This window comes from Actinokineospora sp. NPDC004072 (genome assembly GCF_053604195.1).
The window spans coordinates 44,580-67,815 of sequence record NZ_JBSGHB010000003.1 but is presented as its reverse complement, the minus strand read 5'-3'; the positions used below and the strand labels follow the sequence as shown (position 1 = coordinate 67,815).

Genomic DNA, 23,236 nt, shown 5'->3' with positions numbered 1-23,236 from the left:
CGTAAGTCGGCGGCCGTTCGCCAGGACACCCCTAACCCCCGACCCCTACCCCCGCGCCGGCGTTCGGCCTAGTCCCCGCCACCCCAGCAGGGCTAGCGCACCGGGTCTGACCTGCGAATATAGGGGTTACCCCAGGCGGGTGGCCCGCCATAGGCTCACCCGGACGGCGACGACTGCGAAGGGGCGGCCATGACCACGCTCGTCTGGGACTACACGCGCGAGTACGAGGCCGAGCGCAAGGACATCCTCGACGCGGTGGAGACGGTGTTCTCCTCCGGCAGGCTCGTCCTCGGCCCGAGCGTGGCCGGGTTCGAGCGGGAGTTCGCCGACTACCACGGCGTGGCGCACTGCGTCGGCGTGGACAACGGCACCAACGCCATCCGCCTCGCCCTGCAGGCCCTCGGCGTCGGCCGCGGCGACGAGGTCATCACCGTCTCCAACACCGCGGCCCCGACCGTGGTCGCCATCGACGCCCTCGGCGCGACCCCGGTGTTCGTCGACGTGCACCCCGACACCTACCTGATGGACGTCGCCCAGGTCGAGGCCGCGATCACCCCGCGGACGCGGTGCCTGCTCCCGGTCCACCTCTACGGCCAGTGCGCCGACATCGCCGCGCTCAAGGCCATCGCCGACAAGCACGGCCTGCACCTGCTGGAGGACTGCGCCCAGGCGCACGGCGCCCGCCGCGACGGGGTGATCGCGGGCGCGACCGGCGACGCCGCCGCGTTCTCCTTCTACCCCACCAAGGTCCTCGGCGCCTACGGCGACGGCGGGGCCACGATCACCAACTCCGCCGAGGTCGACGCCAACCTGCGCCGCCACCGCTACTACGGCATGGAGAAGACGTACTACGTCGTGGAGACCCCCGGCCACAACTGCCGCCTCGACGAGGTGCAGGCCGAGATCCTGCGCCGCAAGCTCACCCGGCTCGACGATTACATCGCCGCCCGGCAGGCCGTGGCCGCCCGCTACGCCGAGGCCCTCGGCGGCACCGACCTGGTCCTGCCCGCCACCGCGCCCGGCAACACCCACGTGTACTACGTCTACGTCGTCCGCCACCCGCGCCGCGACGAGATCCTGGAAGCGCTGAAGGCCGACGACATCCTGCTGAACATCAGCTACCCGTGGCCGGTGCACACCATGACCGGCTTCGCCCACCTCGGCTACGCCGCGGGCAGCCTGCCGGTCACCGAGGCCGCCGCCGGGGAGATCTTCTCCCTGCCGATGTACCCGTCGCTGCCGACCGACGTGCAGGACCGGGTCATCGAGGCGATCAGCAAGCTCCTCTAGGGATCAGGCTGCGCAGGCACAGCAGCAGCGACCGCGCCTGGATGTTGACGTAGAAGCTGTGCCGCAGCAGCTCGTCGAACTGGTGCAGCGTCAGCCACCGGTAGCGCGGGTCGTCGCGCGCCACGTCGGCGTCGGTCTCCACGATCATGTACCGGTTGCGCGCGCCCAGGAACCGGCCGCCCTCCTCGGACAGCACGGTGTCGAAGCGCACGCGCGACGAAGTCAGCACCTCGTCGAGGAACCGGGGCCTGCCGGGCAGGCGGTCGTAGTTCTCCGGCACGCACTGCACCGTCGGCGCGAGCTCGGTGACATCGGCGTACCCCGGCTCGGTGCGGGCGTGGGCCAGCACGTGCAGCACGCCGTCGATCTCCTTGACCAGGAAGGCGATCACCCCGGTGCCGACCGGCTCGACCATCGGCTGCGACCAGGCGGCGACCTCCCGGCCCCCGGCCTCCACCCGCACGCCGACCACGGCGAAGAACCCGCCGTCGCGGTGGGCGATGCGCCCGTCGTCGTAGACCCAGTCCGGCAGCCCGGCCAGCGGGCCGCGCTCGACCCGCAGGTCGGTGTGGGTGCGCACCTCGGTGATCCAGCTCAGCACGTCGCCCAGGCCGTGCACGCTCGGCGACGCCGGGTCGGCCGAGCGGACCAGGGCCGAGGTGAACCCGTCGACCGCCGCGCCCGCCAGCGCGGCCCCGCCGCCGGGCAGGCACGCCAGCACCGTGCGGGTGTCCATGTTCACCAGGTCCGGCACGGTCATCAGCTCGGCGATCTGGCCGAGGGTCAGCCAGCGGAAGCCCTCCCGCTCCTCCACGTGGTCGACCTCGACCACCATGTTGCGGTTGCGCTTGCGGTAGAACCACGCGCCCTGCTCGGACTGCCGGATGTCGATGACGGTGCGCTCCGGGGAGCGGAAGTGCTCCAGGTAGGGCACCTGCTTGCCGCGGTGCACCCCGGTGTAGTTGCTGCGCGTGGCCTGCACGGTCGGCGAGATCTGCAGGCCGTTGGGGTTGCCCGGCTCGTGCTTGGCCTGCATCAGGCAGTGCAGCACCCCGTCGATCTCGCGGACGAGGATGCCCAGGATGCCGATCTCCGGCTGGTTGATGATCGGCTGGCGCCAGTGCGGCACCGGCGCGCCCGGCAGGTCGACGCTGAGCGACTCCACGGTGAAGAACCCGCCGGTGTGGTGGCGCAGGTTCCCGGTGCCCGGCTCCACCTGCCACCCGGCCAGGTCGCCGAGGTCGGCGGGCTCGACCCGCATCCACCACCGGTCGGCCAGCCCGGCCAGCCACGCCCCGACGTCCGCGGGTCCGCAGTGGAGCATGGATTCGGCCACCCGCTCGACGGGGGTGCGCGTGGGTGCGGACACCGGGACTCCCTACTGGTAGTGCGGAAGCAGGTCGGCGGCCAGCGCCTCGGCCAGCGTCGGCGCGTCGCGGTCGCGCCGCGACAGCACCGCGTCCGCCGGGATGGGCAGGCCCAGCGCCGGGTCGAGCAGGGACACCGCCAGCTCGTCGGCGGGCTCGTAGCCGCGGGAGAGCAGGTAGCAGACCGTCGAGTCGGGCTCCAGCGCCAGGAAGGCGTGCCCGAGCCCGGCGGGCAGGTACACCGCTTGGAACTCGGCCAGCTCCACGCCCTCCCAGCGGCCGAAGGTCGGCGACCCGGCGCGCAGGTCCACCACGAAGTCGAGCACGCGCCCGCGCGAGCAGTGCACGTACTTGGCGCAGCCCGGCCGGGTCCGCGCGTAGTGCACCCCGCGCGCCACGCCTCGCGCGGACACGCTGGTGCTGACCTGGGCGACGGGGAACAGCGGGCGGAAACCCCGCTCCTCGAACGGCGAGACGAACAACCCGCGGTCGTCGCGGTGGATGTCCGGGGTGACGGCCCACGCTCCGCCGACACCGAGTTCGCGCGCTCTCACCTGGACAGCTTCCGGCCGCCCGGAGGGCGGGTAAACCCCTATACCACCAGGTTAGGGGTGCCCCGGAAGACCTTTGTAGACGCGCCGCACACCCTCGGCCAGGTCGGTGGCCGCCCGCCACCCGGTGACCGCGTGGAAGCGGGACGGGTCGGCCACCGACCCGCGCAGGTCCGTCGCGGTCGCCTGCGGCGGCGGGGGGACCGAGCGCACCGGCACCGGGTCGGTCCCGGTCTCCTCGGCCACGGTCGAGGCCACCAGCTCGAACAGCGCCCGCACGGTGACACCGCGCCCGGACGCGACCGTCCAGTGCTCGCCCCGCAGCACCGCCAGATGCCGCACGGCCAGCAGGAACGCCTCGGCCACGTCGTCGACGTAGACCAGGTCCCGCAGCATGGAGCCGTCGCCCCAGACGGTCAGCGCCTCGCCCGCCGCGGCCCGGCGCACCATCGCCGAGACCACCCCGCGGTCGCGCGGCCCGGGCCCGTAGACGGTCGGCAGCCGCAGGCAGCAGCCGCCCGCGGCCAGCACGACCCGCTCGGCGGCCAGCTTCTGCCGGTCGTACTCGCCTGCGGGCGCGGCCTGCGAGGTCGAGCCCGCCAGCACCACCGGGAGCCCGGTCGCCGCGGCCGCCCGCACGATCCCCACGTTGACCGCCTCGGCCTCGGCGGCGCCCTCCGCGGTGACCCGCCACGACCCGCTGCCGGTGTGCAGGACCAGCGACAGCACCACGTCCGCGCCCGCGACCGCCGCCGCCACCCGCCCGGGCTCGGTCAGGTCCGCGCGCACCACCTCGTGCGGCGGGTTCCCCGGCTCCCGCGCGACCACCCGTACCGCCAGCCCCGCCGCCGCGAGCCGGTCGGCCACCGCGGAGCCGACGAACCCGGACCCGCCGAGCACCGCCACCCTCACGAGATGACCCGCACCTCGGGCACGTACACGATCCACTTGCCGCCCGCGTCCCGGAACGCGGTCTCCTTGGCCATGATCTCCTCGGCGTGGTTCCACGCGAACAGCAGCGCGTACGGCGGGTAGTCCGCGGTGAAGTCGGCGGGCGGGCGCACCGGGATGTGCGAGCCGGGGGCCAGCCGGTGCTGCTTGGCCGGGGTGGTGTCGCAGATGAACTCGACCAGCTCGGGCCCGATCCCGCACAGGTTGGTCACCGTCGCGCTCTTGGCCGTCGCGCCGTAGCCGACCACCCGCTCGCCGCGCTCGCGCAGGTCGGTCAGCAGCGTCACCAGGTCGGAGCGGATCTTCTGCACGCGCGACGCGAACCCCTCCAGCGTCGCCATCGACGCCAGGTCCGCCTCGGCGGCCAGCAGCTCGTCCACCGCGGCGGTGCGGGCGCGCGCCCCCGGCCGGGCCAGGGTGTAGCGGACCTCGCCGCCGTGCACCGGCAGCCGCTCGACGTCGACCAGCTCCAGGCCGTGCCTGCGGGCCATCTCGTCCACCGAGCGGGCGGAGAACAGGAAGAAGTGCTCGTCGTAGATCTGGTCGAAGGAGGTCCGCGCCACGATGTCGCCGAGGTAGGGGTCCTCGAAGACGAACACGCCGTCGTCGGCGAGCAGCGCGTCCACCCCGCGCAGGATCGAGCCCATGTAGGGGATGTGGCACAGGGTGTTGGCCGCGTAGATCACGTCGGCGGGCCCGTCGGCCGCCCGGATGTCGCGCGCCGTCGACTCCTCGAAGAAGTCCTTGCGCACCCGCACCCCCGCGGCCGCGGCCAGGTCGGCCACCGCGCCCGAGGGCTCCACCCCCAGGTGCCGCACGCCCGCCTCGGCCAGCACCCGCAGCATCGTGCCGTCGTTGCAGCCCAGCTCCACCACGAACGACGCGGTCTGCGCGAACCGCTCCGCGACCGCCCGGAAGTGCGCCCGCATCACCGACGACCCCTGGCTGACGTAGGGGTAGTCCTGGTGGAACATCCGCTCGCGCGGGACCTCCTCCATCAGCTGGACCATCGTGCACGTCCCGCACACGCCGACGGCCAGCCGGTAGAAGAACTCCTCGCTGGTGTCGTCGGGCGCCCGGAAGGCGTCCGACAGCGGCTGCCGCCCCAGGTCGAGGAACTCGGTGACGGTGCCCGCGCAGATGCGGCAGGTGGACATGGGCGCTCTTCTCTGCTGGTAGTGGGGGATCAGCGCACCAGGGCGAGCCGGTGCGGGAGGTCGGCCCGGCCGTTGACGCCGAGCTTGCGGTAGACGCGGGTCAGGTGCTGCTCGACCGTGCTCACGGTGATGTAGAGCGCGCGGCCGATCTCGCGGTTGGTGTGCCCGGTGGCGGCCAGCTCGGCGACCCGGCGCTCGGAGTCGCTGAGCACCGGGTCGGCCCAGTCCGGCTCGCCCGCGCCCAGCTCGGCCACCGCCTTGGCCAGCGCGGCCCGGTCGCCGGTGGCGCGCAGGCACTCGACGGCCTCGCGCAGCAGCGCGGGCCGGTGCGCGGGATCGCGCGCGCCCGCCAGCAGCCGCAGCGACTCCCCGCGCGTGCGCTTGTCGCAGCCGGGCATCCGCAGCTGCTCGCTGAGGTGCCGCTCGGCCACGTCCGCCCGGCCGAGCAGCAGGTTCGCCTCGGCCAGGTGAGTGCGCCAGGGCACCAGCGCGGGCAGGTCGACGCCCCAGGCCCGCATCCGCTGGCCGCAGTTCTGGAAGTCGCTGATGGCCGCCAGCACCCGCCCGGTCGCCATCAGCGCCCGCCCGCGCGCGTGCAGGTAGCGCAGGCCGCACAGGGTGTCGAACATGGCGTCGGGCACGCGCAGCCGCATCAGGTCCTCGACCATCCCGTGCCTGCTCAGCGCGGTGTTGGCCGCCATCAGGATCGACAGCGGGTAGCCGACGGACACCCCCCAGCCCTGCGGCAGCAGCAGCCCCATCGCCGCCTCGGCCCGCGCCGCCGCCCCCGCCGCGTCGCCGCGGCGCAGCGCGATGTCGGCGCGCACCGCCTCGATCATGGCCTGCCAGGTCGGCGCGCCGCGGCGGGCGGCGTCGGCGGACAGCCGCTCGCACCAGCCCGCGGCCCGCTCGGACCCGCCGCCGTGGGCCAGGATCAGCAGCGCCGCGGCCACCACCTCCGGGGCGGTCTGGCCCGGCCAGCTGTTGCTGAGGATCAGCTCGGCGGCGGCCACGGTCGCCCGGTCGGCCTGCCCGGTCCAGATCGCGCCCAGCGTGCGCGCCGTCGCCGTCCACGGGTCGTCGCCCTCGGCCTGCAGCGCCTCGGCCGCCGCGGCGACCGGGCCGCGGCCGTGGAACCACTGGGCGGTCATCCGCAGCTCGGCCGCGCTCTGCGGGTCGAGCTCGGCGTCGCAGAGCATGCCCAGCGCGCGCAGGGCGGTGGCCTGGTCGCCGGTCCACAGCGCGTGCCGCACCAGCGTCACCGCGTCGCGCCCGCGCAGGTCGCCCGCCCACATCGCCGCCCGCAGCGGTCCGATGTGGGCGGAGGCGGCCGACGGGTTGGTCCACCACAGCGCCCGCACCAGCGCCTTGGTCACGTCCAGGCGCTGCTCGCCGGTGCGCAGGGCCAGTTCGAGCAGCCGCACCGCGCCCGCGGCGTCGTCGCCGGTCAGCGCCTGCTCCGCGGCGTCGAGCAGCACCGGCACCGACCAGCCCGCCACGGCCCGGTCGGCGGCCAGCAGGTGCGCCGCGACGGTCGAGGGCGCCGCGCCGCGCTGGTAGCGCAGCTCGGCGGCCAGGGTGTGCATGGTCGAGCGCTGGGCGACCGGCATCGCCGCCAGCACGGCGGCGGCCGCGGCCGCGTGCCGGAACCGCCCGCCGCTGAGCAGCCCCGCGCCGGTCAGGATGCGCACGGCCCGGTCGGCGACGTCGGGCGTGGTGCCCGCCAGCCGGGCGACCAGGTCGCCGCCGTCGCCGCCGTCCTCGTCGCCGAGCACCGCGACCGCGCGGGCGACGTCGAGCAGGTAGGGCTCCCAGCGGTGCAGGCAGGCCAGCACGGCCCGCCCGTAGGCCGGTCCGGCGCGCTCCTCGTCGGCGGTGACGCCCGCGGCGAGGTCGTCGGCCATCGCCTGCACCAGCATGGGGTTGCCGCCGCTGACCCGGTGCCAGACCGGGGCGAGGTCGGCCCGCTCGCCCAGCAGGGCGGCGATCGCCGCCGTCGACAGCGGGGCCAGGGCGATGCGGTGGTGCTGGCGGCGGGTGATCTCGGCGTGGAAGACCGGCAGCGTCGGCTGCGGCTGCTCCCACTCGGTCAGTGCGATGAGGACGCGCGCGGATGCCATCCGCTTGCGTAAGTAGAGGATGAACTGGAGCGACGAGCTGTCGGCGAACTGCACGTCATCGATGCCCACCACGACCGGCCGCTCCCGGGACAGCTCCAGCACGGCCTGGCTCACCTCGTGCACCATCATCGCGCAGCCCTGCCGCATCGTCCGCGCGTCCGACCCCGACTCCTCGTCCGCGCGCGGCGAGATCACCCGCGACATCCGGTCGGCCACCGCGGGCGGCAGCCCGGCCCCGTGGAACAGCTGGTCGATCACCCCGGCCCGCAGCGCCCGCTCCGCCCGCGACCCGGCCGCGGTCAGCAGCAGCGCCCCCTCGTCCCGGGCGTGGGCGTAGAACCGGTTGAGCACCTGCGTCTTCCCGCTGGCCAACCCCCCGGTGATCAGCGCCAGCCGCCCCTGCCCCGCCCGACACGCCGCGAACAGGCCAACCAGCTCGGTGAGCGCCGCGTCGTGGTCCGTTCGTACCATTCGACATGCCCCCTTGTGGCTCGTGGCCAAGCAAGTCTCATATGGACTCTTTAGGCGGTTCTGTCGCTGGTTTATAGCATGGTCATAGCCCAGATCGGGTAATGAAAGAACTTTGCGAATCGGTATACGCCTGTGCTCTCAGTATCGGCCCTTTAGCACAGAAGAGCCCCTGGTGGGACCGCTGGTCCCGTGGTCTTCACCCGGAATTCGCCTGACCTGGCGCAGCCAATAGGCCGACAGGCGTACAGCGTCAGAATTGGTAGTAGCGGAATGGGTGCGCCCCTGACCTGCCGCTTGTCCGCCGCGCCCCAGGCTCAGGCCGTCGTCAGGCCGCCACCGGCTCCAGGCCGCCGAACACCGCGTCGACGGCCCGCCGCGTGCGCTGCTTACTGGAGGGCATCAGGTGGGTGTAGACCTTGAGCGTGAACCCGGGGTCGGCGTGCCCGAGGTAGGCCGACAGCGCCGTCACGGTCTCACCCGCGTCCAGCAGCGTCGAGGCGTAGAAGTGCCGCAGCGCGTGGAAGCCGTCGACCCGGGGGAGGGGGGTGACGCCCGCCCGCTTGAGCGCCGGAGCCCAGGTCCACTGGTTGTAGACCGGACGCCAGGCCACCGTCCGGTCCCGGCTCCACACCAGCACCGGAACCGTCACCAGCTCCCCGCCCGGGTGCTGCCAGGGCAAGGTCACCTCCAGGGGCGCGAAGGCGTCCATGTGCTCCCGCACCGCCTGACCAACCGAGTGCGGCAGCGGCACCTCCCGCGTCTTGCCGCCCTTCGGCAGCCCGAAGCACGGCTTGCCCCCGACGATCTTCACCTGCCGCTGGACCCGCACGACGTCGTTGTCCCAGCCGAGGTCATCCGGGCTCAACCCGAACACCTCACCCTGGCGCAGCCCCAGCCCGCCGCCGAGGGTGACCGTCACCCGGTACCGCTCGCTCATCGCGTCCCGCACCGCGTGCACCCGCTCCGCCGTCCACGGCACGACCTTCCGGGCGGGCACCTGCGGCTTCTGCACCGACGCGGCCTGACAGGGGTTCTTCCGGATGCGCTCATCGTCCACGGCCGCGCTGAGGATCGCCTGCACGTGCACGAAGATCACTTGCCGGTAGCTCTCACTCAACCCCTTGTCCTGCAACGCCTTCAGCCAGTCCCGAACGTCTGACGGCCGGATCGAGTCGAGCCTCCGCCCGCCCAGGTGCGGGAAGACGTGCAGCCGCAACCGGAGTTCAACGGCCTCCCGCGTCGACTCCTCAAACGTCTGCGACGCCAGCCACCGCTTCCCGAACACCTCGAACGTCACCTTGCCCGCGTCCGGGTCGATGTAGGTCCCCCGCCGCAGCTCGCTCTCCACCTCCCCCAGGAACGCCTCAGCCTGCGACTTCTGCCGATCCGGAAACGACTTCGCACGCTCCCGCCCCGAGCTGTCGACCCACCGCACCCGGTACCGGTCACCCTTGCCGTACAGAGGCGTCTTCTCCCGGACCGGCTTGCCCCGATCGTTGAGCACGGGCTTGCCGGTGTCCGCGTCGACCTTGGCCCGGTACCAGCGATCCTGGACGTGCCCCATCAGGCCGCCCTCCTCTCCGCCAGCCCGTCAACCCACCGCACCACGTCCTCAGCCCGGTACCGCAGATACCGCCCGACCCGACGCCCCACCGGCCCGTAACCCCGGTTGCGCCACTGGTAGACGGTCGCCACCGGCACCCGCAGGTAGGCCGCCACCTCATCCACCGTCCACAACACGTCTTGCTTGCTCATAGCGTTCCCCCTGGTCAAGCCGCTAGAAGCGGAGTTGCTGAAACATCGGTACCCGCTGCGAGCAGGGCTCTGTCGTATTCGGCGCGCCACCGGATGCGTTCGGAGATGGCGTGCATGAGTAGGTGGGCGCGTGGTGGGGCGTTGGTGTCGCCCGGCGCGAGTTTGCGCCAGATCAGCCGGGAGTTGTCCTGCTCGGGTGGGCGGATGCCGACACCGTCGAGCATCGTCAGCACGAAGGCGCGCCGGTCGGCTTTGTGTTCGGCGATGGTCTTGCCGGACCACTTGCGCGAGACCAGCACGCGCCGCCCGGGCAGGCCCAGGGTGGAGCGTCGGTGCGCGCGCCCTTTGCAGTGGCCGGGGATGGTCTTGGAGGTGACGTCCAGCGGTTGGACGCCGTAGAGCAGCCAGACCGCGCACCGGGGCGAGCACGGCGTCACCGCCAGTTCGGCGTGTAGGCGTTCGTGGTGTTCGCGTTGGCGGTCGGTGGTGGCGGTGACGACTTCGCCGGTGGATTTGGTGAGGTACTTGGTCAGGTAGCCGATGTGGCGTCCGGCCTCTTCGGTGCTGCCGAGGATGCCCTTGGAGTGCACCTGCGGCCCGAACCGCGCCACGTGTGCCGGTTCTTCCACCTGGTCGAGGGCGTCCGCCCAGGTCGTTAGAGGGCGCCGGGTGTCCGGGTCCACGAACCGGCCGCCGTCCCACATCGGCAGGCGCTCACCGTCGTAGATGGGCTGGTCGTGGGCGGGCCACCACACTTGAAGGTAGGTGGCCGCGGTGACCTGGCGGATGACCTCGTGCGGGATGGAGCCGCGGATCGCCGCGTGCAGATGCGGCGCTGTGCGTTTCTGGGGTTCGACGGTGGCGAAGTATTGGACGTCCCAGCCGACGACCCGCCGTAGGTTCTGCCACCAGCGGTCGACCAGGGAGGCGAAGTGCACCGCATCCCGCGCCGCCCGCCGATAGTCGTAGCTGGCGAAGTCGCGGGGTGCGCCATCAGCCCCGACCGGGCCGTAGCTGTCGCAGGTGAGGGTGACGAACATCGAGGGCCGGTAGCCGCCCGCGTACTCGCGGCCGAGGGTGCGCTTCTCCACCCGTCGCCGAGGCAGGTTCGGGGCGTCCTGCCGCCGCCTGGTCGACCGCTTCGGAGCCGACTTCGCGCCGGGCCCGTCGGGGTTCGGGAGCCTGCCCGCGACACCACAGCCGCGCAGCTCCTCATCCACCGCGCGGATGTCCTCACGCAGCCCGTCCGCCTCCACCTCTCCAGCGGCATCGGCCTGCCGGTAGGCGGCCACGAGGTCGGCGCGCAGCTCCAACAACGCCCGCTCCTCCGCCGAAGGCTCCCGCCGCACATCGACAGGCTCGGAGCACAGGTGCCAACCCTCACGACACTGAGCCATCCGCAAAGCCCGCGCCTTCCTAGCGCACGGCCCACACACGCTCTCCACCGTCGACCCACACGGCACACCCACGTAGCGAAGCGCACCGGTGTCCGGGTCGCCGACCTCCATCGTGAACGGCCGGATGCACACGCCGTGCTGCTCAGCGGTCGCGGTGACGACCTCCAGCGCCAGCGGCGGACGTACCTTCACAGGGCCGTTCATGCCGCCGCACCTCCGTCCGGTCGGAGGGTGAAGGGCAGGACGACGGCCGAACCTCCGGTCACGTAGTGCCGCAGTTCGATGATGTTGGTGTCGGTGACGTGGAAGGCGCGGGCGCGCACTGGGTCACGCTTGCCGTCCTCCTTGACCCAGGCCACGCCGGGGGTTGCTTCGGGGATCTCGTGGGCGTTGCCGCCGCGTGCCCGTACGCCGTCGCCAAGCACCATGTCGACCTGCGCGGCCTCATCGAGGCGCAGGGCGATGCGGGTGGTGAACAGGTTGCGGAAGGGCACGATCTCCTTGCGCGGGTCTTGGACCAGGGCCAGCACCGCGACACCGGGGGCGCGGCCCTGCGAGGTGATCGCCTGCAGGGCGAGTTGCGCGCGTTCCTTCAGCTTGCGGTCAGTCTGGTAGGCGATCACGTCGGCAAGCTCATCGAGCACCAGGAGCAAGAAGGGCTCGCCGCTGTCGGCCGACCAGCCCCGACGGATGCCCCGGAACCGGGCCGCCCGCTCCCGAACCTCTTCCGCGATCTGCTCCAGCAGCTCAACAGCGGCAGCGCCGTTGCCGAACACGGGACCGCCGTGGAACAGCTCCGGGGCCTGCCCCAGCTCCATCCCGCCCTTGGGGTCGATCCCGAGCACCCGCACCGAGCCGCATCGGATCGCCGGGGCTAGCGCCCACAGCAGCGACCACAGCACGGACGCCTTGCCCGCGCCTTGCACCCCGACCGCGAGGTACTGCCCGCCGATGAGCCGCAGGGTCCACGGCTTACCGGTCTCGGTCTGACCGATCACGACCCGCCGCAGGTCCACCGTCGAATCCGTCGCCGCCAGCTCGGGCACGGGAAGCGAAGCGGCGAGCGGGTCGGCGTGCACGAGGTCCAGCTCGATCACCCCGGGCTTGACCACCCGGACCCGGCACGAGCGAGCCCGGAACGAGTGCGCCAGGCCCGAGGCCCGCAGCTCCCACTGCTCCGGTGCCTGCCCCGGGATCATGCGGACCCGCACCCGGTCGCGCCACCACTCGGAGTGGACGCGCTTGAGCCTGGGCCGGTACTCGCGTCCCCGGGCTTCTCCGGTCAGCCCCGCGAGCCGGGTCACGGTGCGCCAGTTCGCCGCGTACAGGGAGGCGCGGCGCGCTTCCGTGCGCACCCACCGCATCCGCCGCTGGAACCCCGTCGTGTCCCGGTGCCACCACACCAGCCCAGCCACGAGGACAACGAGGGCCAGGCCGCCGAGCACCCACCCGCCAGCGACGCCGTACAGCAGCCCGCCAGCCACGGCGAGCACCGTCGACAGCGGGTAGTACCAGACGAGCCGGGCGAGCTTGGCCGTCAGCCAACACAGCACCCAGGCCGCCGCGATCGGCGAGAGCAGGAGCTTGGCTTTCCACGGCAGCAAGGTCCACCACGGGAGGCGGGGACGTGCTACCTCCAGCGGGGCCGGGTCGACCCATCGGCTGTTCTTCATCACCAACCACCCCGAACCGTCGTGTCCGAGGGAGCGGCGATCGTGCCGAACTCCAGTGCCAACGCGCCCGAGCACGAGGCGCACTGATCGTCGCCGGGCAGCAGCCGGGCGAACTTGCAACACCGCGCGCACCGCGTTCGAGGGGTAGGGGTTGCGCGGTCACCACGAGCGTGTTCTACGCTTGCCATGTCAACTCCGTCAGGGGTTGGACAGACAGAAGCGGCCCCAAGGTGCCAGCCACGGATGGCCGCTTCTGTCGTCGCATTGCTTGCAGCGCAACGAGAGCGCGCGACATAGCCGCATCAGCGTTCAGCGCGTTCTGTGCGGTGTGGACAGTGGTAGCTCAATGGTCCAGGGGCATCACCCCCCTTGCCCGGCTGCGGACCTCACCATCCCGGCATCTCCGGGTAGCCCTCCGGGATGACGCCCGTCGAGGCGATGTAGTCGGCGATCCTGCGTTCGGCGACCGCCCAGTACCCGCGGGCTTCGTGGTGGTGGTTGAGGTCCACCCAGGCGACCTCCGCGTACACCCGCGATGCCTCGCGGTGGAACGCCTCCCATTCCGCCGCCGATGCCGACCGGGGTGGGCGCAGCTCAGCAATCGCGTCGTGCGCCTGCCGCAGCGTGGCGATCTCGCCCTTGCCAGGCCCGACCCGCAGTTTGACCTTCACTGCGACCGCCGCCCGTCAGGATCGGTGACGAGCGCGTGCCGCCCGGTCTGCTCGCCCTCAAGCGCGTCGGCGAGCTTGGTCGCCTCCCTGGCCAGCTCGCGGCAGAACTTGGCCAGCACCCGCGCGCCACCGGGGAAGGGCGGGACCTGGACCGCGATGTTGCCCGGGTCCAGGAACAGCACCAACGCCGGAGCACTGCCCACCCGCATGAATCCGGCGGCCGACTGCGGTCCCGGATCGCAGGTCACGTTGACCGACACGGCTCAGCCCTCCTGCTTCTTGGCCGCCGCGTCCAGCTTGGTCCGCCCGCTCTCGATCGCCCGGGCCAGCAGGTCCAGCGCAGGCCGGTCCACGACGACCACCACCGGGTACGCCTTGCCCAACCGGATCTCCAGCCGGTCGGCGAACGGCAACGGCTCCGAACGGATCGGCACGTCGGCGCTGATGTAGATGTGCACCATGTCGCGCATCCAGCGGCCCTCACGCAGCCTGCGGGTCGGTGGCCGGCTTGCGCCCCGTGCGCGGCGAACGCATCCCCGAGGCCCGGAAGCTGTGCGCGATCCGTCCCTTGGCGTTGGCGTACGGGGTGACCGTCAGGTTCTCGAACTCCACCGCCGCGAACGGGAACCCGTTGGCCTTCGGCGGCGGCACCGGCTGGTGGTCAGCGGCGATCTTCACCTTGAACTCGGCCCCGAACCGCGCCGCTTCCTCGTTGGCGTCCAGCGCCCGCACGACCCAGACGAGCCGTCCGGTCTCCTTGTCCCGCTCCTGCTGCTTCGGCGCACCCGGCGTGTCCGAGAACGCCATGGAGGGTTCCACACCCAGCACAAACGCGCCGACGGGGAACACGTCCCCGAAGTCGACCGCGAACCGCGTAGGGATGACAGGCATCGCGTCTTCTCCCTGGTCAAAGGCCCGGGACCGGTTCCCGGACACTGACCAATGTCGTCAAAACGCCAGGACGCGAGCACCGCACAGCAGGACGACTACGGACGTCTAGGCGTACGGTGGAGACGTCCCTACACGTCCTGGGAGGCCCCGGATGCCCAACGAACGCCTACGAGACGCCCTGCTCCGCAAGGGCCTGGACCTGGAGAAGGTGGCCAGGGCGACGGGCGTAGACCCCAAGACCGTGGAACGGTGGATCACCAAGGGCCGGGTGCCGTACCCCAAGCACCGCCACACCATCGCCGCGATGGTGCGGGAGTCGGAGAACTACCTCTGGCCCGACGCAGTGGCAGCCGAACGCAAGGCCGAGATAGCGGGGAGCGAGGTGGTCAAGGTCTACCCCCACCGCAACAGCATCCCCGTCGAACTCTGGGACCGCCTCATCAACGACGCCACCGACCACATCGAGCTGCTCATGCACGCAGCCCTCTTCCTGGTAGAACGCCCCCGCTTCATCAAAGACCTAGCCACCAAAGCCACCAACGGCACCCGAATCCGCCTCCTCTTCGGCGACCCGGACAGCCCAGAAGTCGCCACCCGCAGTGCCGAAGAACAACTAGGCGACGGAACTCTCGCCGCCCGCATCCGCAACGCACTTGCCTTCTACCGACCACTCATCGACGTAGACGGCATAGAAATGCGATTCCACCGCACCACCCTCTACAACAGCATCTTCCGCTTCGACGACGAGATGATCATCAACACCCACGTCTACGGCTTCCAAGGAGCCCACGCCCCGAGCCTCCATCTCCGTCGCCTCTCGGCAGGCGATCTCTTCGAGACCTACTCGGAGAGCTTCGAAAGCGTTTGGAACCTCTCTAAGCGAGCGAACTACTAGGAGCAACTAGTGACGCGCAAGGATTACTTGAACGATCCAAGAGCCCCGAAGGCAAACAGCATTATCGTTGCGGCCAGCTCTTTCGTTGAGGACGATCATGGGCGGATCTTAATGATCCGGCGCACCGACAACGACCTTTACACCATTCCGGGAGGGGCGCTGACCCCCGGCGAAACTGTCACACAGTGCGCAATACGGGAGACCTTGGAAGAGACTGGGGTAAAAATATCGATTGTAGGACTTGTTGGAATTTTCAGCAATCCGGCGCATGTGATCGAATACTCCGACGGCGAAATTAGGCAGGAGTTCTCGATTTGCTTTCGAGCAGTTGGCACCCCTGGAACTGAACGCACTAGTTCTGAATCAAAAGAGGTGACGTGGGTAGCAAATCACCAGGTTCCAGCACTAAAAATCCATCCGTCCACGATGTTGCGAATACGGTGCGCCACCGCTCGGGGAACAACTCCTTTCTATACCTAGAGATTCCCATCCAAGCTCAAGCAAGGGGCGGAATTTCGTCCGTGTCAGGTGCCCGAAAAATCTCACTCATGTAGTCGTCTGGGATAATTCCCGCGCGACATGCAGCCATCACCGAGAAGGGCTGAAGGAGTGGATTTTGAAACCGGAAGGTATACTTGCGCGGACTACCTTCCCTCTTGAGTACATTCCCCTTGTCATCGCTAGCGAAGTCGGCCAGATGTTTCGAATAGGACTGGATGGTGTAGCTCCGCCCCGTCATTCTGTACAAGGGGTCGCGAAGGGAGCTTGGAACGAACTGGCCTAGGAGGTTCTTTTCGGCAAGTGCGCACGCCGCGAGAACGTGCGCGTAAAGATTCTTCTTACGTGGGCTCTGGATAGCCAGCTGATACTCTTTTACTACCGAGTGCTTCTCCATCGCCTTATCAATAGCCAGCTCGACATCCTTAATGGTCACCTTGGAGCGATCGTCTGCGACCGCGAGCTGGCAAGCATGCTTGGCCAGGAGGTGCACATAATGCGGGAGCCCCTCGGCCAACCGGTTGATTCTATTTTGCGCCGCCGATTCGATGGTCAGATTCAGGCGATCGAGTCCGCTAGTGATAATACCTTGCGAGTCGAGATAGGACATACGGGCTAGATGCACCTCAGCCAAGCCGCGCTGAACAGAAGCATGCTCGCCTATCAGCTGATCTATCGAATCAGCCACACCTACGATCACCAATTTGGTTGCAACACGATGGTCTGAGCAAGCCTTGATCGTATCGGCCATCAACGACAGGGCTTCATCATCATCTACTCGATCAAACTCGTCGAGGACGACCAGTCGAACTGGGCGCACCTTGGAAAGCAACGATCGGATTTCATCCGGATCAGGGGTGCCGAATGCCCATTGCTCCGGAACTGGAACACTCAACTCGCGAAATACTTTAACCCATATAGACTTGAAATTATCATTCGAATTGCAGTTGATCCTAGCGGCCAGTAGCGTAGTTTGCCCGTCGTGGATCGTAAGGAATTCTGAGAGTACATTCGCAAGCGAGGTTTTACCTACGCCTCTTTCACCATAAAGCGCCACCTGCTGCCCCGGATCGTTCAAAACGTCCAGAATACTCATGATTTCTTCCGAGCGGCCAGCGAAGGAGTCGCGGGAGATGACCGGTGCAGAGGGTGTAAAGACCCTAGCGATGTCCGCGTATGTAACCATCTTGCGCTTTTCGGCCGTCATGAGGTCATGGTAGACCCGTATGCAACCGTTGCTGAATTCGGCTATCCGGGATCAAGGCCGCGCCGCCTGCGCGGCGCGGCGCGGGTGGGCCTGTCCCGGTGGCACCGTGCGGGCCTATCCATCGCGCCAAGGCGCGGGCTCCCGCTTCGCTCCGCCCGCGCTGGCGCGCGGCAGGCCCTGGCGGAGCCGGTCCAGGGCGCGCCGCACCGCGCAGGCGACGCGGCACAAGGACCAATGAGCTGGGGGAGGTGCTTCCCCCAGTCGCCGCGATCGTCTAACGCCGGGAGCACGGCATCAAGGGCGCCTGCGGCGTCGCTGCGCGATGGCGCGAGCGCCACCCTTGACACCGCACTCCCGACGCTAGGGGCGGCAAGGGCGAGGAAGCAGGGGGAGGAGCAAGCCCCGTGGTTCGGGCGCGAGGCGGTGAGGCGGCTCGACGCGGCAGCGGCAGGAGGGCACGCGCGGACCACATGCGACGGAGACACGTCCGCCAGGCCGTCACCAGGCCGTGAGAGGACGTGGACGGTCGAAGACCGATGAGAAGTGACGAACAAAGGTTCGTGCAGGTCAGGGGCGCTTTCGCCGCCAACCGCCAAGGCCGGCCGAGACCGGGCCTCAGAATTGGTAGTACAGGAACGGGCTGAAGGTGCCGGTGGCGACGAGGATCGCGGCCCAGAGCATTCCCGGGACCATCACCGCGATCCGCAGGGCCGACGCCGTGCGGCCGCGGGCGGATTCGAGCATGGGGCCGGTCACCGGGGCGGCGGGGAGGAAGACGACCAGGAGGGCGGCCAGGAGGGTGACGAGGGCTTGGTTGCCCAGGGCGGTGTCCACCTCCGCGGTCAGGCCGGTGAAGTCCGGCAGGAGCATGTGGCCGATCATCACGAGGGCTTGGCCGAGGTCGGCGGCGCGGAAGAAGACCCAGCCGATGCAGACCAGGAGCAGGGTCAGGGCGCGGCGGGCGATGCGGGCGCGGCGGGCGGTGGGGGCCTGCTCCCAGCCGAAGCCGCGCTCGATGATCAGCAGGGCGCCGTGGAAGAGGCCCCAGACCAGGAAGGTCCAGTTCGCGCCGTGCCAGAGGCCGGTGAGGACGAAGACGACGCACAGGTTGCGGTACGTCTTGCCCGAGCCCGAGCGGTTGCCGCCCAGCGGGATGTAGACGTAGTCGCGGAACCAGCGCGACAGCGACATGTGCCAGCGGCGCCAGAACTCCGTCACCGTCACCGACGAGTACGGGCGGGCGAAGTTCTCCGGCAGCCGGAAGCCCAGCATCCGGCCCAGGCCGATCGCCATGTCGGAGTAGCCGGAGAAGTCGAAGTACAGCTGCAGGGTGTAGGCGATCGCGCCGAGCCAGGCGATGGCGAAGGTCATCTCGCCGGAGGGGGTGTTGAAGCACTGCTCGACCACCGGGCTCAGCGAGTCGGCGATGATGACCTTCTTGCACAGCCCGAGCGCGAAGCGCGGGAACCCGGCCGCGATGTCGTCGAGGCGGTGCGTGCGCAGCTGGGGGAGCTGGTCGGCGATCTCCCGGTACCGCACGATCGGGCCCGCCACCAGCTGCGGGAACATCGCGATGTAGGTGACGAACGCGACCGGCTTGCGCAGGGCGGGGCGCTCGCCGCGGTAGATGTCCACCACGTAGGAGATGTGGTGGAAGGTGTAGAAGGAGATGCCGATCGGCAGCAGCAGCTCGATCACCGGGAAGTCGCCGCCGAACAGGCGCATGAACCCGGCGATCTGCTCGCTGGCGAACCCCGCGTACTTCCACACCACCAGGATCGCCACGTCGAACCCGACCACGGCCCAGAGCAGGTTCCGCCGCCGCTTGCGGTTGACGTCCCACTCGTCGGGCTCCAGGAACGGCCCCGCCGCGAAGTTGACCGCCATGCAGACCAGCAGCAGGATCGTGCTCGGCCCCGCGCCGACGGTGTAGAACAGCAGGCTCGCGAAGGCGATGATGCCGTTGCGCCAGTGCCGGGGCGCGACCAGCACGGCCAGCAGGACCAGCGGGGTGAAGAACCACAGGAACAGCGGGCTCGCGAACGACATCCTTCCCCCTCCCGGGGTCAGACTGTAGCCGCTCCCGATCCCCCGTCCGGCGCGAACGCGCGGTCAGACGCGCCCGGCCACCCGCCGCCTGCGCGCCGCCTCGGACAGCACGATGCCCGCGGCGACCGAGGCGTTGAGCGACTCCACCCCGGCCGACATCGGGATCGAGATGGTGGCGTCGCACGCCTCGCGCACCAGCCGGGACAGCCCGCGGCCCTCGGAGCCGACCACGACCACCAGCGGCGAGGTCGCCAGCGAGAAGTCGTCGAAGGGCAGGGTGCCGTCGGCGTCGAGGCCCACCACCATCAGCCCTTCTGCGGCGTACGCGCGCAGCTGGCGGGTCAGGTTCGTGGCCACCGCGACGGGCAGCTTCGCCGCCGTGCCCGCCGAGGTCCGCCAGGCCACCGCGGTCATGCCCGCGCTGCGCCGCTGGGGCAGCAGCACGCCGTTGGCGCCGAACGCCGCGGCCGAGCGGATCACCGCGCCGAGGTTGCGCGGGTCGGTCACCCCGTCCAGGGCGACGATCAGCGCGGGCTCGCCGCTGTCGGCGGCCGCGGCCAGCAGGTCGTCGGGGTGGGCGTACTCGAACGGCGGCACCTGCAGCGCCAGGCCCTGGTGCATCGCGCCCGCGGTCAGCCGGTCCAGCTCGGCGCGGGAGACCTCCAGCACCGACACCCCGCGGTCGGCGGCCAGGTGCACCGACTCCTTGACCCGGTCGTCGGCGTCGATGCCCAGCGCCACGTACAGCGCCGTGGCGGGCACGCCCGCGCGCAGGCACTCCGCCACCGGGTTGCGCCCGGCCACCAGCTCGTTGGCCTGCTTGCCCGACCGCGCCTGCTCCCGCTTGGCCGCGGCGTTGGCCTTCTTGTACGCGACGTGGCCCACCCGGTCCTCGGCCTTGGGCGTGGGGCCCTTGCCGCGCAGCGCCCGCCGCCGCTGGCCGCCGGAGCCGACGACCATGCCCTTCTTCGTGCCCGCCTTGCGGGTGGCGCCCTGGCGCTTGGAGTTGCCTGCCACGTCTACTCGTCCTTCAAAGTCCACTTCGGACCGTCGGGGGTGTCCTCGACGGCGACGCCCGCGGCCAGCAGCCGGTCGCGGATGGTGTCGGCCAGCGCGAAGTCCCGGTCGGCGCGGGCCCGCTGGCGCTCCTCCAGCAGGCTGCCCACCAGGTCGTCCAGCGCCTTGTGCAGGCCGGAGCTGCCGCTGGGGTCCGCCCACGCCAGCGGGTCCAGGCCCAGGATGTCCATCATGGACCGGACCGACGCCGCAGCCGCCCGCGCGGCCGCGTCGTCCCCGGCGTCGAGCGCCCGGTTGCCGGTGCGCACGGCGTTGTGCACCTCGGCCAGCGCCGCGGGGGTGGACAGGTCGTCGTCCATCGCCGCGGTGAAGCCCGCGGGCAGCTCGCCCAGGTCCACCGCGCCGGTGCGGGCGACCACGTGCCGGACGAACGACTCGATGCGCTGGTAGGCGCGCTCGGCCTCGGCCAGCGCGGCCTCGCTGTACTCGATGTTGGAGCGGTAGTGCGGCCCGACCAGGTAGTAGCGCAGCTCCTGCGGCCGCACCCGCTGGACCATCTCCGGGATCGAGACGGTGTTGCCCAGCGACTTGGCCATCTTCTCGCCGCTCATCGTCACCCAGGCGTTGTGCAGCCAGTAGCGGGCGAACCCGTCGCCCGCCGCGCGCGACTGGGCCTGCTCGTTCTCGTGGTGCGGGAAGATCAGGTCGATGCCGCCGCCGTGGATGTCGAACTCCGCGCCCAGGTACGCCTCGGCCATCGCCGAGCACTCCAGGTGCCAGCCCGGCCGCCCGGCGCCCCACGGCGTCGGCCAGGACGGCTCGCCCGGCTTGGCCGCCTTCCACAGGGTGAAGTCCCGCGGGTCGCGCTTGCCCGCCGCGAGGTCCTCGCCCTGCTGCACGTCGTCGGGCCGCTGCCCGGACAGCGCGCCGTACTCGGGGTAGGAGGCCACCGCGAAGTACACGTTGCCCTCGGCGGCGTAGGCGCTGCCCGCGGCGATGAGCCGCTCCATCAGCGTGATCATCTGGGTGATGTGCCCGGTGGCGCGCGGCTCCACCGACGCGGGCAGGCAGCCCAGCAGCGCGTACGCCTGCTGGAAGGCCCGCTCGTGGGTGGCCGCCCACTCCCACCACGGCCTGCCCGCCGCGGCGGCCTTGGTCAGGATCTTGTCGTCGATGTCGGTGACGTTGCGGACCAGCGTGACGTCCAGGCCGCCGCTGGCCAGCCACCGGCGCAGCACGTCGAAGTTGAGCCCGCCTCGCATATGGCCGATGTGCGGGACGCCCTGCACCGTCGCGCCGCAGACGTAGATCGACGCCTTGCCGGGTGTCCGGGGCGTGAACTCGCGCGTCGTGCGGGTCGCGGTGTCGTGCAGGAGCAGAGGCACGGGGGCTCCGTGGTGGGTAGGCGGGATCGCGCTGTGCGCGACAATGGTAGTGCGCGCTGTGACTCAGACCGCGATGCCGTACGCGGTGAGCGCGTTGAGCAGCGAATCCGGCCGCTCATCCGTGCTGACCGGGGCCACCCTGGCGAACCGGCAGCCCAGCGCCGTCGCGCCGCCGTCGGCCTCCGCGCTGTCGCCGATCATCAGCGTCTCGGCGGGCGCGACCCCGATCCGCTCGCAGGCGATCTCGAAGATCTTCGGGTCCGGCTTCACCACGCCCTCGACGTAGGAGAGCACGTAGGCGTCCACCTCGATGCCGTGCGCCCGCAGCGTCGGCTCGATGTCCCAGGCGATGTTGCTCAGCACCCCGACCGGCAGCCCCGCGGCGCGCACCGCCGCGACGGCGGCCGCGGTGTCCGGGTACGGCCGCCACGACGCCGGGTCGAGCATCTTGGCGTAGACCTGCTCCACCACGCCGGGCGCGACGTCCATCCCCGCGGCCCGGTAGGCCGCCAGGTACACCCGGCGGTGGGTCTCGGGGTCGAGGTCGCGGCGGTCCCAGTCGGCGCGCAGGTCGTCCGGCAGGTGCTTGGACGGCCCCAGCGTCAGCTGCACCATCACCTCGGTCTGGGCGTGCCCGTCCAGGCCCGTGCCCGCCAGCCACGACACGTCCGGTTCGAGGCGGAAGAGGGTGCTGGAGAAGTCGAACAGGACACCGCGGATGGTCACGCCGTCCACCGTAGCCGCATCAGCCGAGCAGCAGCGCCGTTGCGACCGCCGCCACACCCTCGCCGCGGCCGGTCAGGCCCAGCCCGTCGGTGGTCGTCCCGGAGACCGAGACCGGCCCGCCGACCGCGGCCGAGAGCACCTCCTGCGCCTGCGCGCGGCGCGTGCCGATCTTCGGCCGGTTGCCGATCACCTGCACGGCCGCGTTGCCCACCCGCAGGCCAGCGCCGTCGAGCAGCCGCCGCACCTCGGCGAGCAGGTCCACCCCGTGCGCGCCCGCCCACCGCGGGTCGCCGGTGCCGAACACCGCGCCCAGGTCGCCCAGGCCCGCGGCCGACAGCAGCGCGTCGCACAGGGCGTGCGCGGCGACGTCGCCGTCGGAGTGGCCTGCGCAGCCGTCCACGCCGTCCCAGCGCAGCCCGGCGATCCAGCACTCCCTGCCGACCTCGATCGGGTGCACGTCGGTGCCGATGCCGACCCTCACAAGCCCTCCACCAGCACCTTCTCCGCCACGGCCAGGTCGTGTGCGGTTGTGACCTTCATCGCATGCGGGTGCCCGGCGACGGTCGCCACCGGCACCCCGAGCTGTTCGACCAATCCGGCGTCGTCGGTCGCCGGGATCGCGTTCTCGTAGGCCCTGAGCAGGGTCTTCACCGTGAACCCCTGAGGGGTCTGGACAACGCGAAGCGCCGAGCGGTCGGGGGTGTCCAAGACCACACCGGCCGCGTCCACCCGTTTGACGGTGTCCGCGACGGGCAACACCGGGACGACGGCCTCCGCCCCGGCCGCGACCGCGTCGACCACCCGCGCCACGACCTGCGGCGGGGTGAACGCCCGCGCCGCGTCGTGCACCAGCACGACGGTGGCGTCCGGGTGGGCGGCGACGGCGTGCCGCAGCGCGTTCCCGACCGACTCGGTGCGGTCGGCGCCCCCGGCCACCACGTCCACCGGCAGCCCCGCGACCAGGGCGGACACGGCGGCGAGGTCGTCGGGCGGGGCCGCGATGACAACATGCCGCACGCGGCCGGAATCCAGCAGGCCACGTACGGCATGGACGAGCAAAGGTGTGCCGCGGACCGGCACGAGCGCCTTGGGCATCCCGTAGCCGAGACGTTCTCCGCGACCGGCCGCGGGCACCAGGGCCACGGCCGAGTTCAGTTGTGCCACG

At 70.8% G+C, this 23,236-nt stretch carries 23 protein-coding genes; 3 read left to right on the top strand and 20 right to left on the bottom strand.

The window, feature by feature from the left end:
• The first annotated feature begins 189 nt into the window (after positions 1-189).
• Positions 190-1,290, top strand: coding sequence for a DegT/DnrJ/EryC1/StrS family aminotransferase (locus ACWEPX_RS05090; protein WP_451895805.1), 1,101 nt, complete (start codon positions 190-192; stop codon positions 1,288-1,290).
• Here the strand turns inward: ACWEPX_RS05090 and ACWEPX_RS05085 are convergent.
• The 13 genes from ACWEPX_RS05085 to ACWEPX_RS05025 all read right to left on the bottom strand — a co-directional run bounded on the left by ACWEPX_RS05085 (position 1,274) and on the right by ACWEPX_RS05025 (position 14,252).
• A complete protein-coding gene (locus ACWEPX_RS05085; RefSeq protein ID WP_451895804.1) occupies positions 1,274-2,659 on the bottom strand; it encodes an NDP-hexose 2,3-dehydratase family protein in 1,386 nt (461 codons plus the stop codon). The genes ACWEPX_RS05090 and ACWEPX_RS05085 overlap by 17 nt on opposite strands.
• A gap of 9 nt (positions 2,660-2,668) precedes the next feature.
• The gene (locus ACWEPX_RS05080; RefSeq protein WP_451895803.1) at positions 2,669-3,211 is read right to left on the bottom strand and encodes a dTDP-4-dehydrorhamnose 3,5-epimerase family protein; all 543 of its coding nucleotides are present in this window, start codon (positions 3,209-3,211) and stop codon (positions 2,669-2,671) included.
• Positions 3,212-3,262: 51 nt separating this feature from the next.
• Complete coding sequence (locus ACWEPX_RS05075; protein WP_451895802.1) at positions 3,263-4,120, bottom strand: NAD-dependent epimerase/dehydratase family protein; 858 nt, start codon at positions 4,118-4,120, stop codon at positions 3,263-3,265.
• Positions 4,117-5,316, bottom strand: a complete 1,200-nt coding sequence (locus tag ACWEPX_RS05070; protein WP_451895801.1) for a class I SAM-dependent methyltransferase — start codon at positions 5,314-5,316, stop codon at positions 4,117-4,119. Before ACWEPX_RS05070 ends, ACWEPX_RS05075 begins: the two co-directional genes overlap by 4 nt.
• A gap of 29 nt (positions 5,317-5,345) precedes the next feature.
• A complete protein-coding gene (locus ACWEPX_RS05065; RefSeq protein WP_451895800.1) occupies positions 5,346-7,907 on the bottom strand; it encodes a helix-turn-helix transcriptional regulator in 2,562 nt (853 codons plus the stop codon).
• A gap of 325 nt (positions 7,908-8,232) precedes the next feature.
• Positions 8,233-9,471, bottom strand: a complete 1,239-nt coding sequence (locus ACWEPX_RS05060; protein WP_451895799.1) for a tyrosine-type recombinase/integrase — start codon at positions 9,469-9,471, stop codon at positions 8,233-8,235.
• The gene (locus ACWEPX_RS05055; protein ID WP_451895798.1) at positions 9,471-9,662 is read right to left on the bottom strand and encodes a helix-turn-helix transcriptional regulator; all 192 of its coding nucleotides are present in this window, start codon (positions 9,660-9,662) and stop codon (positions 9,471-9,473) included. Before ACWEPX_RS05055 ends, ACWEPX_RS05060 begins: the two co-directional genes overlap by 1 nt.
• 14 nt (positions 9,663-9,676) lie before the next feature.
• Positions 9,677-11,263 (bottom strand): replication initiator, encoded by a 1,587-nt coding sequence (locus ACWEPX_RS05050; RefSeq protein ID WP_451895797.1) that lies wholly within the window; start codon positions 11,261-11,263, stop codon positions 9,677-9,679.
• The gene (locus tag ACWEPX_RS05045; RefSeq protein ID WP_451895796.1) at positions 11,260-12,732 is read right to left on the bottom strand and encodes an FtsK/SpoIIIE domain-containing protein; all 1,473 of its coding nucleotides are present in this window, start codon (positions 12,730-12,732) and stop codon (positions 11,260-11,262) included. The genes ACWEPX_RS05050 and ACWEPX_RS05045 overlap by 4 nt, the downstream gene beginning before the upstream one ends.
• A 386-nt stretch (positions 12,733-13,118) precedes the next feature.
• Positions 13,119-13,403 (bottom strand): AMED_5909 family protein, encoded by a 285-nt coding sequence (locus ACWEPX_RS05040; RefSeq protein WP_451895795.1) that lies wholly within the window; start codon positions 13,401-13,403, stop codon positions 13,119-13,121.
• Positions 13,400-13,663 carry a hypothetical protein gene (locus ACWEPX_RS05035; protein WP_451895794.1) on the bottom strand — a complete coding sequence of 88 codons (264 nt, stop codon included), beginning with the start codon at positions 13,661-13,663 and terminating at the stop codon, positions 13,400-13,402. Before ACWEPX_RS05035 ends, ACWEPX_RS05040 begins: the two co-directional genes overlap by 4 nt.
• 3 nt (positions 13,664-13,666) lie before the next feature.
• Positions 13,667-13,873, bottom strand: a complete 207-nt coding sequence (locus tag ACWEPX_RS05030) for a hypothetical protein (protein WP_451895793.1) — start codon at positions 13,871-13,873, stop codon at positions 13,667-13,669.
• Positions 13,874-13,883: 10 nt separating this feature from the next.
• On the bottom strand, positions 13,884-14,252 hold the full coding sequence (locus ACWEPX_RS05025; protein WP_451895792.1) for a plasmid replication, integration and excision activator: 369 nt from the start codon (positions 14,250-14,252) through the stop codon (positions 13,884-13,886).
• Between the two features lie 193 nt (positions 14,253-14,445).
• Here ACWEPX_RS05025 and ACWEPX_RS05020 point away from each other — a divergent pair, with 193 nt between their 5' ends.
• Positions 14,446-15,189 (top strand): DUF5919 domain-containing protein, encoded by a 744-nt coding sequence (locus ACWEPX_RS05020; RefSeq protein WP_451895791.1) that lies wholly within the window; start codon positions 14,446-14,448, stop codon positions 15,187-15,189.
• A 9-nt stretch (positions 15,190-15,198) separates the two neighbouring features.
• A complete protein-coding gene (locus ACWEPX_RS05015) occupies positions 15,199-15,669 on the top strand; it encodes an NUDIX hydrolase (RefSeq protein ID WP_451895790.1) in 471 nt (156 codons plus the stop codon).
• Between the two features lie 16 nt (positions 15,670-15,685).
• On the opposite strand, the gene ACWEPX_RS05010 is transcribed toward ACWEPX_RS05015, so the two are convergent.
• The 7 genes from ACWEPX_RS05010 to ispD all read right to left on the bottom strand — a co-directional run bounded on the left by ACWEPX_RS05010 (position 15,686) and on the right by ispD (position 23,226).
• Complete coding sequence (locus ACWEPX_RS05010; protein WP_451895789.1) at positions 15,686-16,894, bottom strand: AAA family ATPase; 1,209 nt, start codon at positions 16,892-16,894, stop codon at positions 15,686-15,688.
• Positions 16,895-17,509: 615 nt separating this feature from the next.
• Positions 17,510-18,943, bottom strand: a complete 1,434-nt coding sequence (locus ACWEPX_RS05005; RefSeq protein ID WP_451895788.1) for an MBOAT family O-acyltransferase — start codon at positions 18,941-18,943, stop codon at positions 17,510-17,512.
• A gap of 63 nt (positions 18,944-19,006) precedes the next feature.
• Positions 19,007-19,960: a 23S rRNA (guanosine(2251)-2'-O)-methyltransferase RlmB gene (gene rlmB / locus ACWEPX_RS05000; RefSeq protein WP_451895787.1), complete on the bottom strand. Its 954-nt coding sequence runs from the start codon at positions 19,958-19,960 to the stop codon at positions 19,007-19,009.
• Positions 19,961-19,962: 2 nt separating this feature from the next.
• Positions 19,963-21,345, bottom strand: coding sequence for a cysteine--tRNA ligase (gene cysS / locus ACWEPX_RS04995; protein ID WP_451895786.1), 1,383 nt, complete (start codon positions 21,343-21,345; stop codon positions 19,963-19,965).
• A gap of 63 nt (positions 21,346-21,408) precedes the next feature.
• Positions 21,409-22,071: an HAD family hydrolase gene (locus tag ACWEPX_RS04990; RefSeq protein WP_451895785.1), complete on the bottom strand. Its 663-nt coding sequence runs from the start codon at positions 22,069-22,071 to the stop codon at positions 21,409-21,411.
• Positions 22,072-22,090: 19 nt separating this feature from the next.
• Complete coding sequence (gene ispF / locus ACWEPX_RS04985; RefSeq protein ID WP_451895784.1) at positions 22,091-22,552, bottom strand: 2-C-methyl-D-erythritol 2,4-cyclodiphosphate synthase; 462 nt, start codon at positions 22,550-22,552, stop codon at positions 22,091-22,093.
• Positions 22,549-23,226: a 2-C-methyl-D-erythritol 4-phosphate cytidylyltransferase gene (gene ispD, locus ACWEPX_RS04980; RefSeq protein WP_451896163.1), complete on the bottom strand. Its 678-nt coding sequence runs from the start codon at positions 23,224-23,226 to the stop codon at positions 22,549-22,551. The genes ispF and ispD overlap by 4 nt, the downstream gene beginning before the upstream one ends.
• Between the last annotated feature and the right edge of the window lie 10 nt (positions 23,227-23,236).

What these genes read in the sequence shown, in the direction of transcription:
- ACWEPX_RS05090 (WP_451895805.1), top strand. Translation starts at nt 190, where the DNA reads ATGACCACGCTCGTCTGGGACTACACGCGCGAGTACGAGGCCGAGCGC.
- ACWEPX_RS05070 (WP_451895801.1), bottom strand. Translation starts at nt 5,316, where the DNA reads ATGTCCACCTGCCGCATCTGCGCGGGCACCGTCACCGAGTTCCTCGAC.
- ACWEPX_RS05065 (WP_451895800.1), bottom strand. Translation starts at nt 7,907, where the DNA reads ATGGTACGAACGGACCACGACGCGGCGCTCACCGAGCTGGTTGGCCTG.
- ACWEPX_RS05060 (WP_451895799.1), bottom strand. Translation starts at nt 9,471, where the DNA reads ATGGGGCACGTCCAGGATCGCTGGTACCGGGCCAAGGTCGACGCGGAC.
- ACWEPX_RS05055 (WP_451895798.1), bottom strand. Translation starts at nt 9,662, where the DNA reads ATGAGCAAGCAAGACGTGTTGTGGACGGTGGATGAGGTGGCGGCCTAC.
- ACWEPX_RS05050 (WP_451895797.1), bottom strand. Translation starts at nt 11,263, where the DNA reads ATGAACGGCCCTGTGAAGGTACGTCCGCCGCTGGCGCTGGAGGTCGTC.
- ACWEPX_RS05045 (WP_451895796.1), bottom strand. Translation starts at nt 12,732, where the DNA reads ATGAAGAACAGCCGATGGGTCGACCCGGCCCCGCTGGAGGTAGCACGT.
- ACWEPX_RS05030 (WP_451895793.1), bottom strand. Translation starts at nt 13,873, where the DNA reads ATGCGCGACATGGTGCACATCTACATCAGCGCCGACGTGCCGATCCGT.
- ACWEPX_RS05020 (WP_451895791.1), top strand. Translation starts at nt 14,446, where the DNA reads ATGCCCAACGAACGCCTACGAGACGCCCTGCTCCGCAAGGGCCTGGAC.
- ACWEPX_RS05010 (WP_451895789.1), bottom strand. Translation starts at nt 16,894, where the DNA reads ATGACGGCCGAAAAGCGCAAGATGGTTACATACGCGGACATCGCTAGG.
- ACWEPX_RS05005 (WP_451895788.1), bottom strand. Translation starts at nt 18,943, where the DNA reads ATGTCGTTCGCGAGCCCGCTGTTCCTGTGGTTCTTCACCCCGCTGGTC.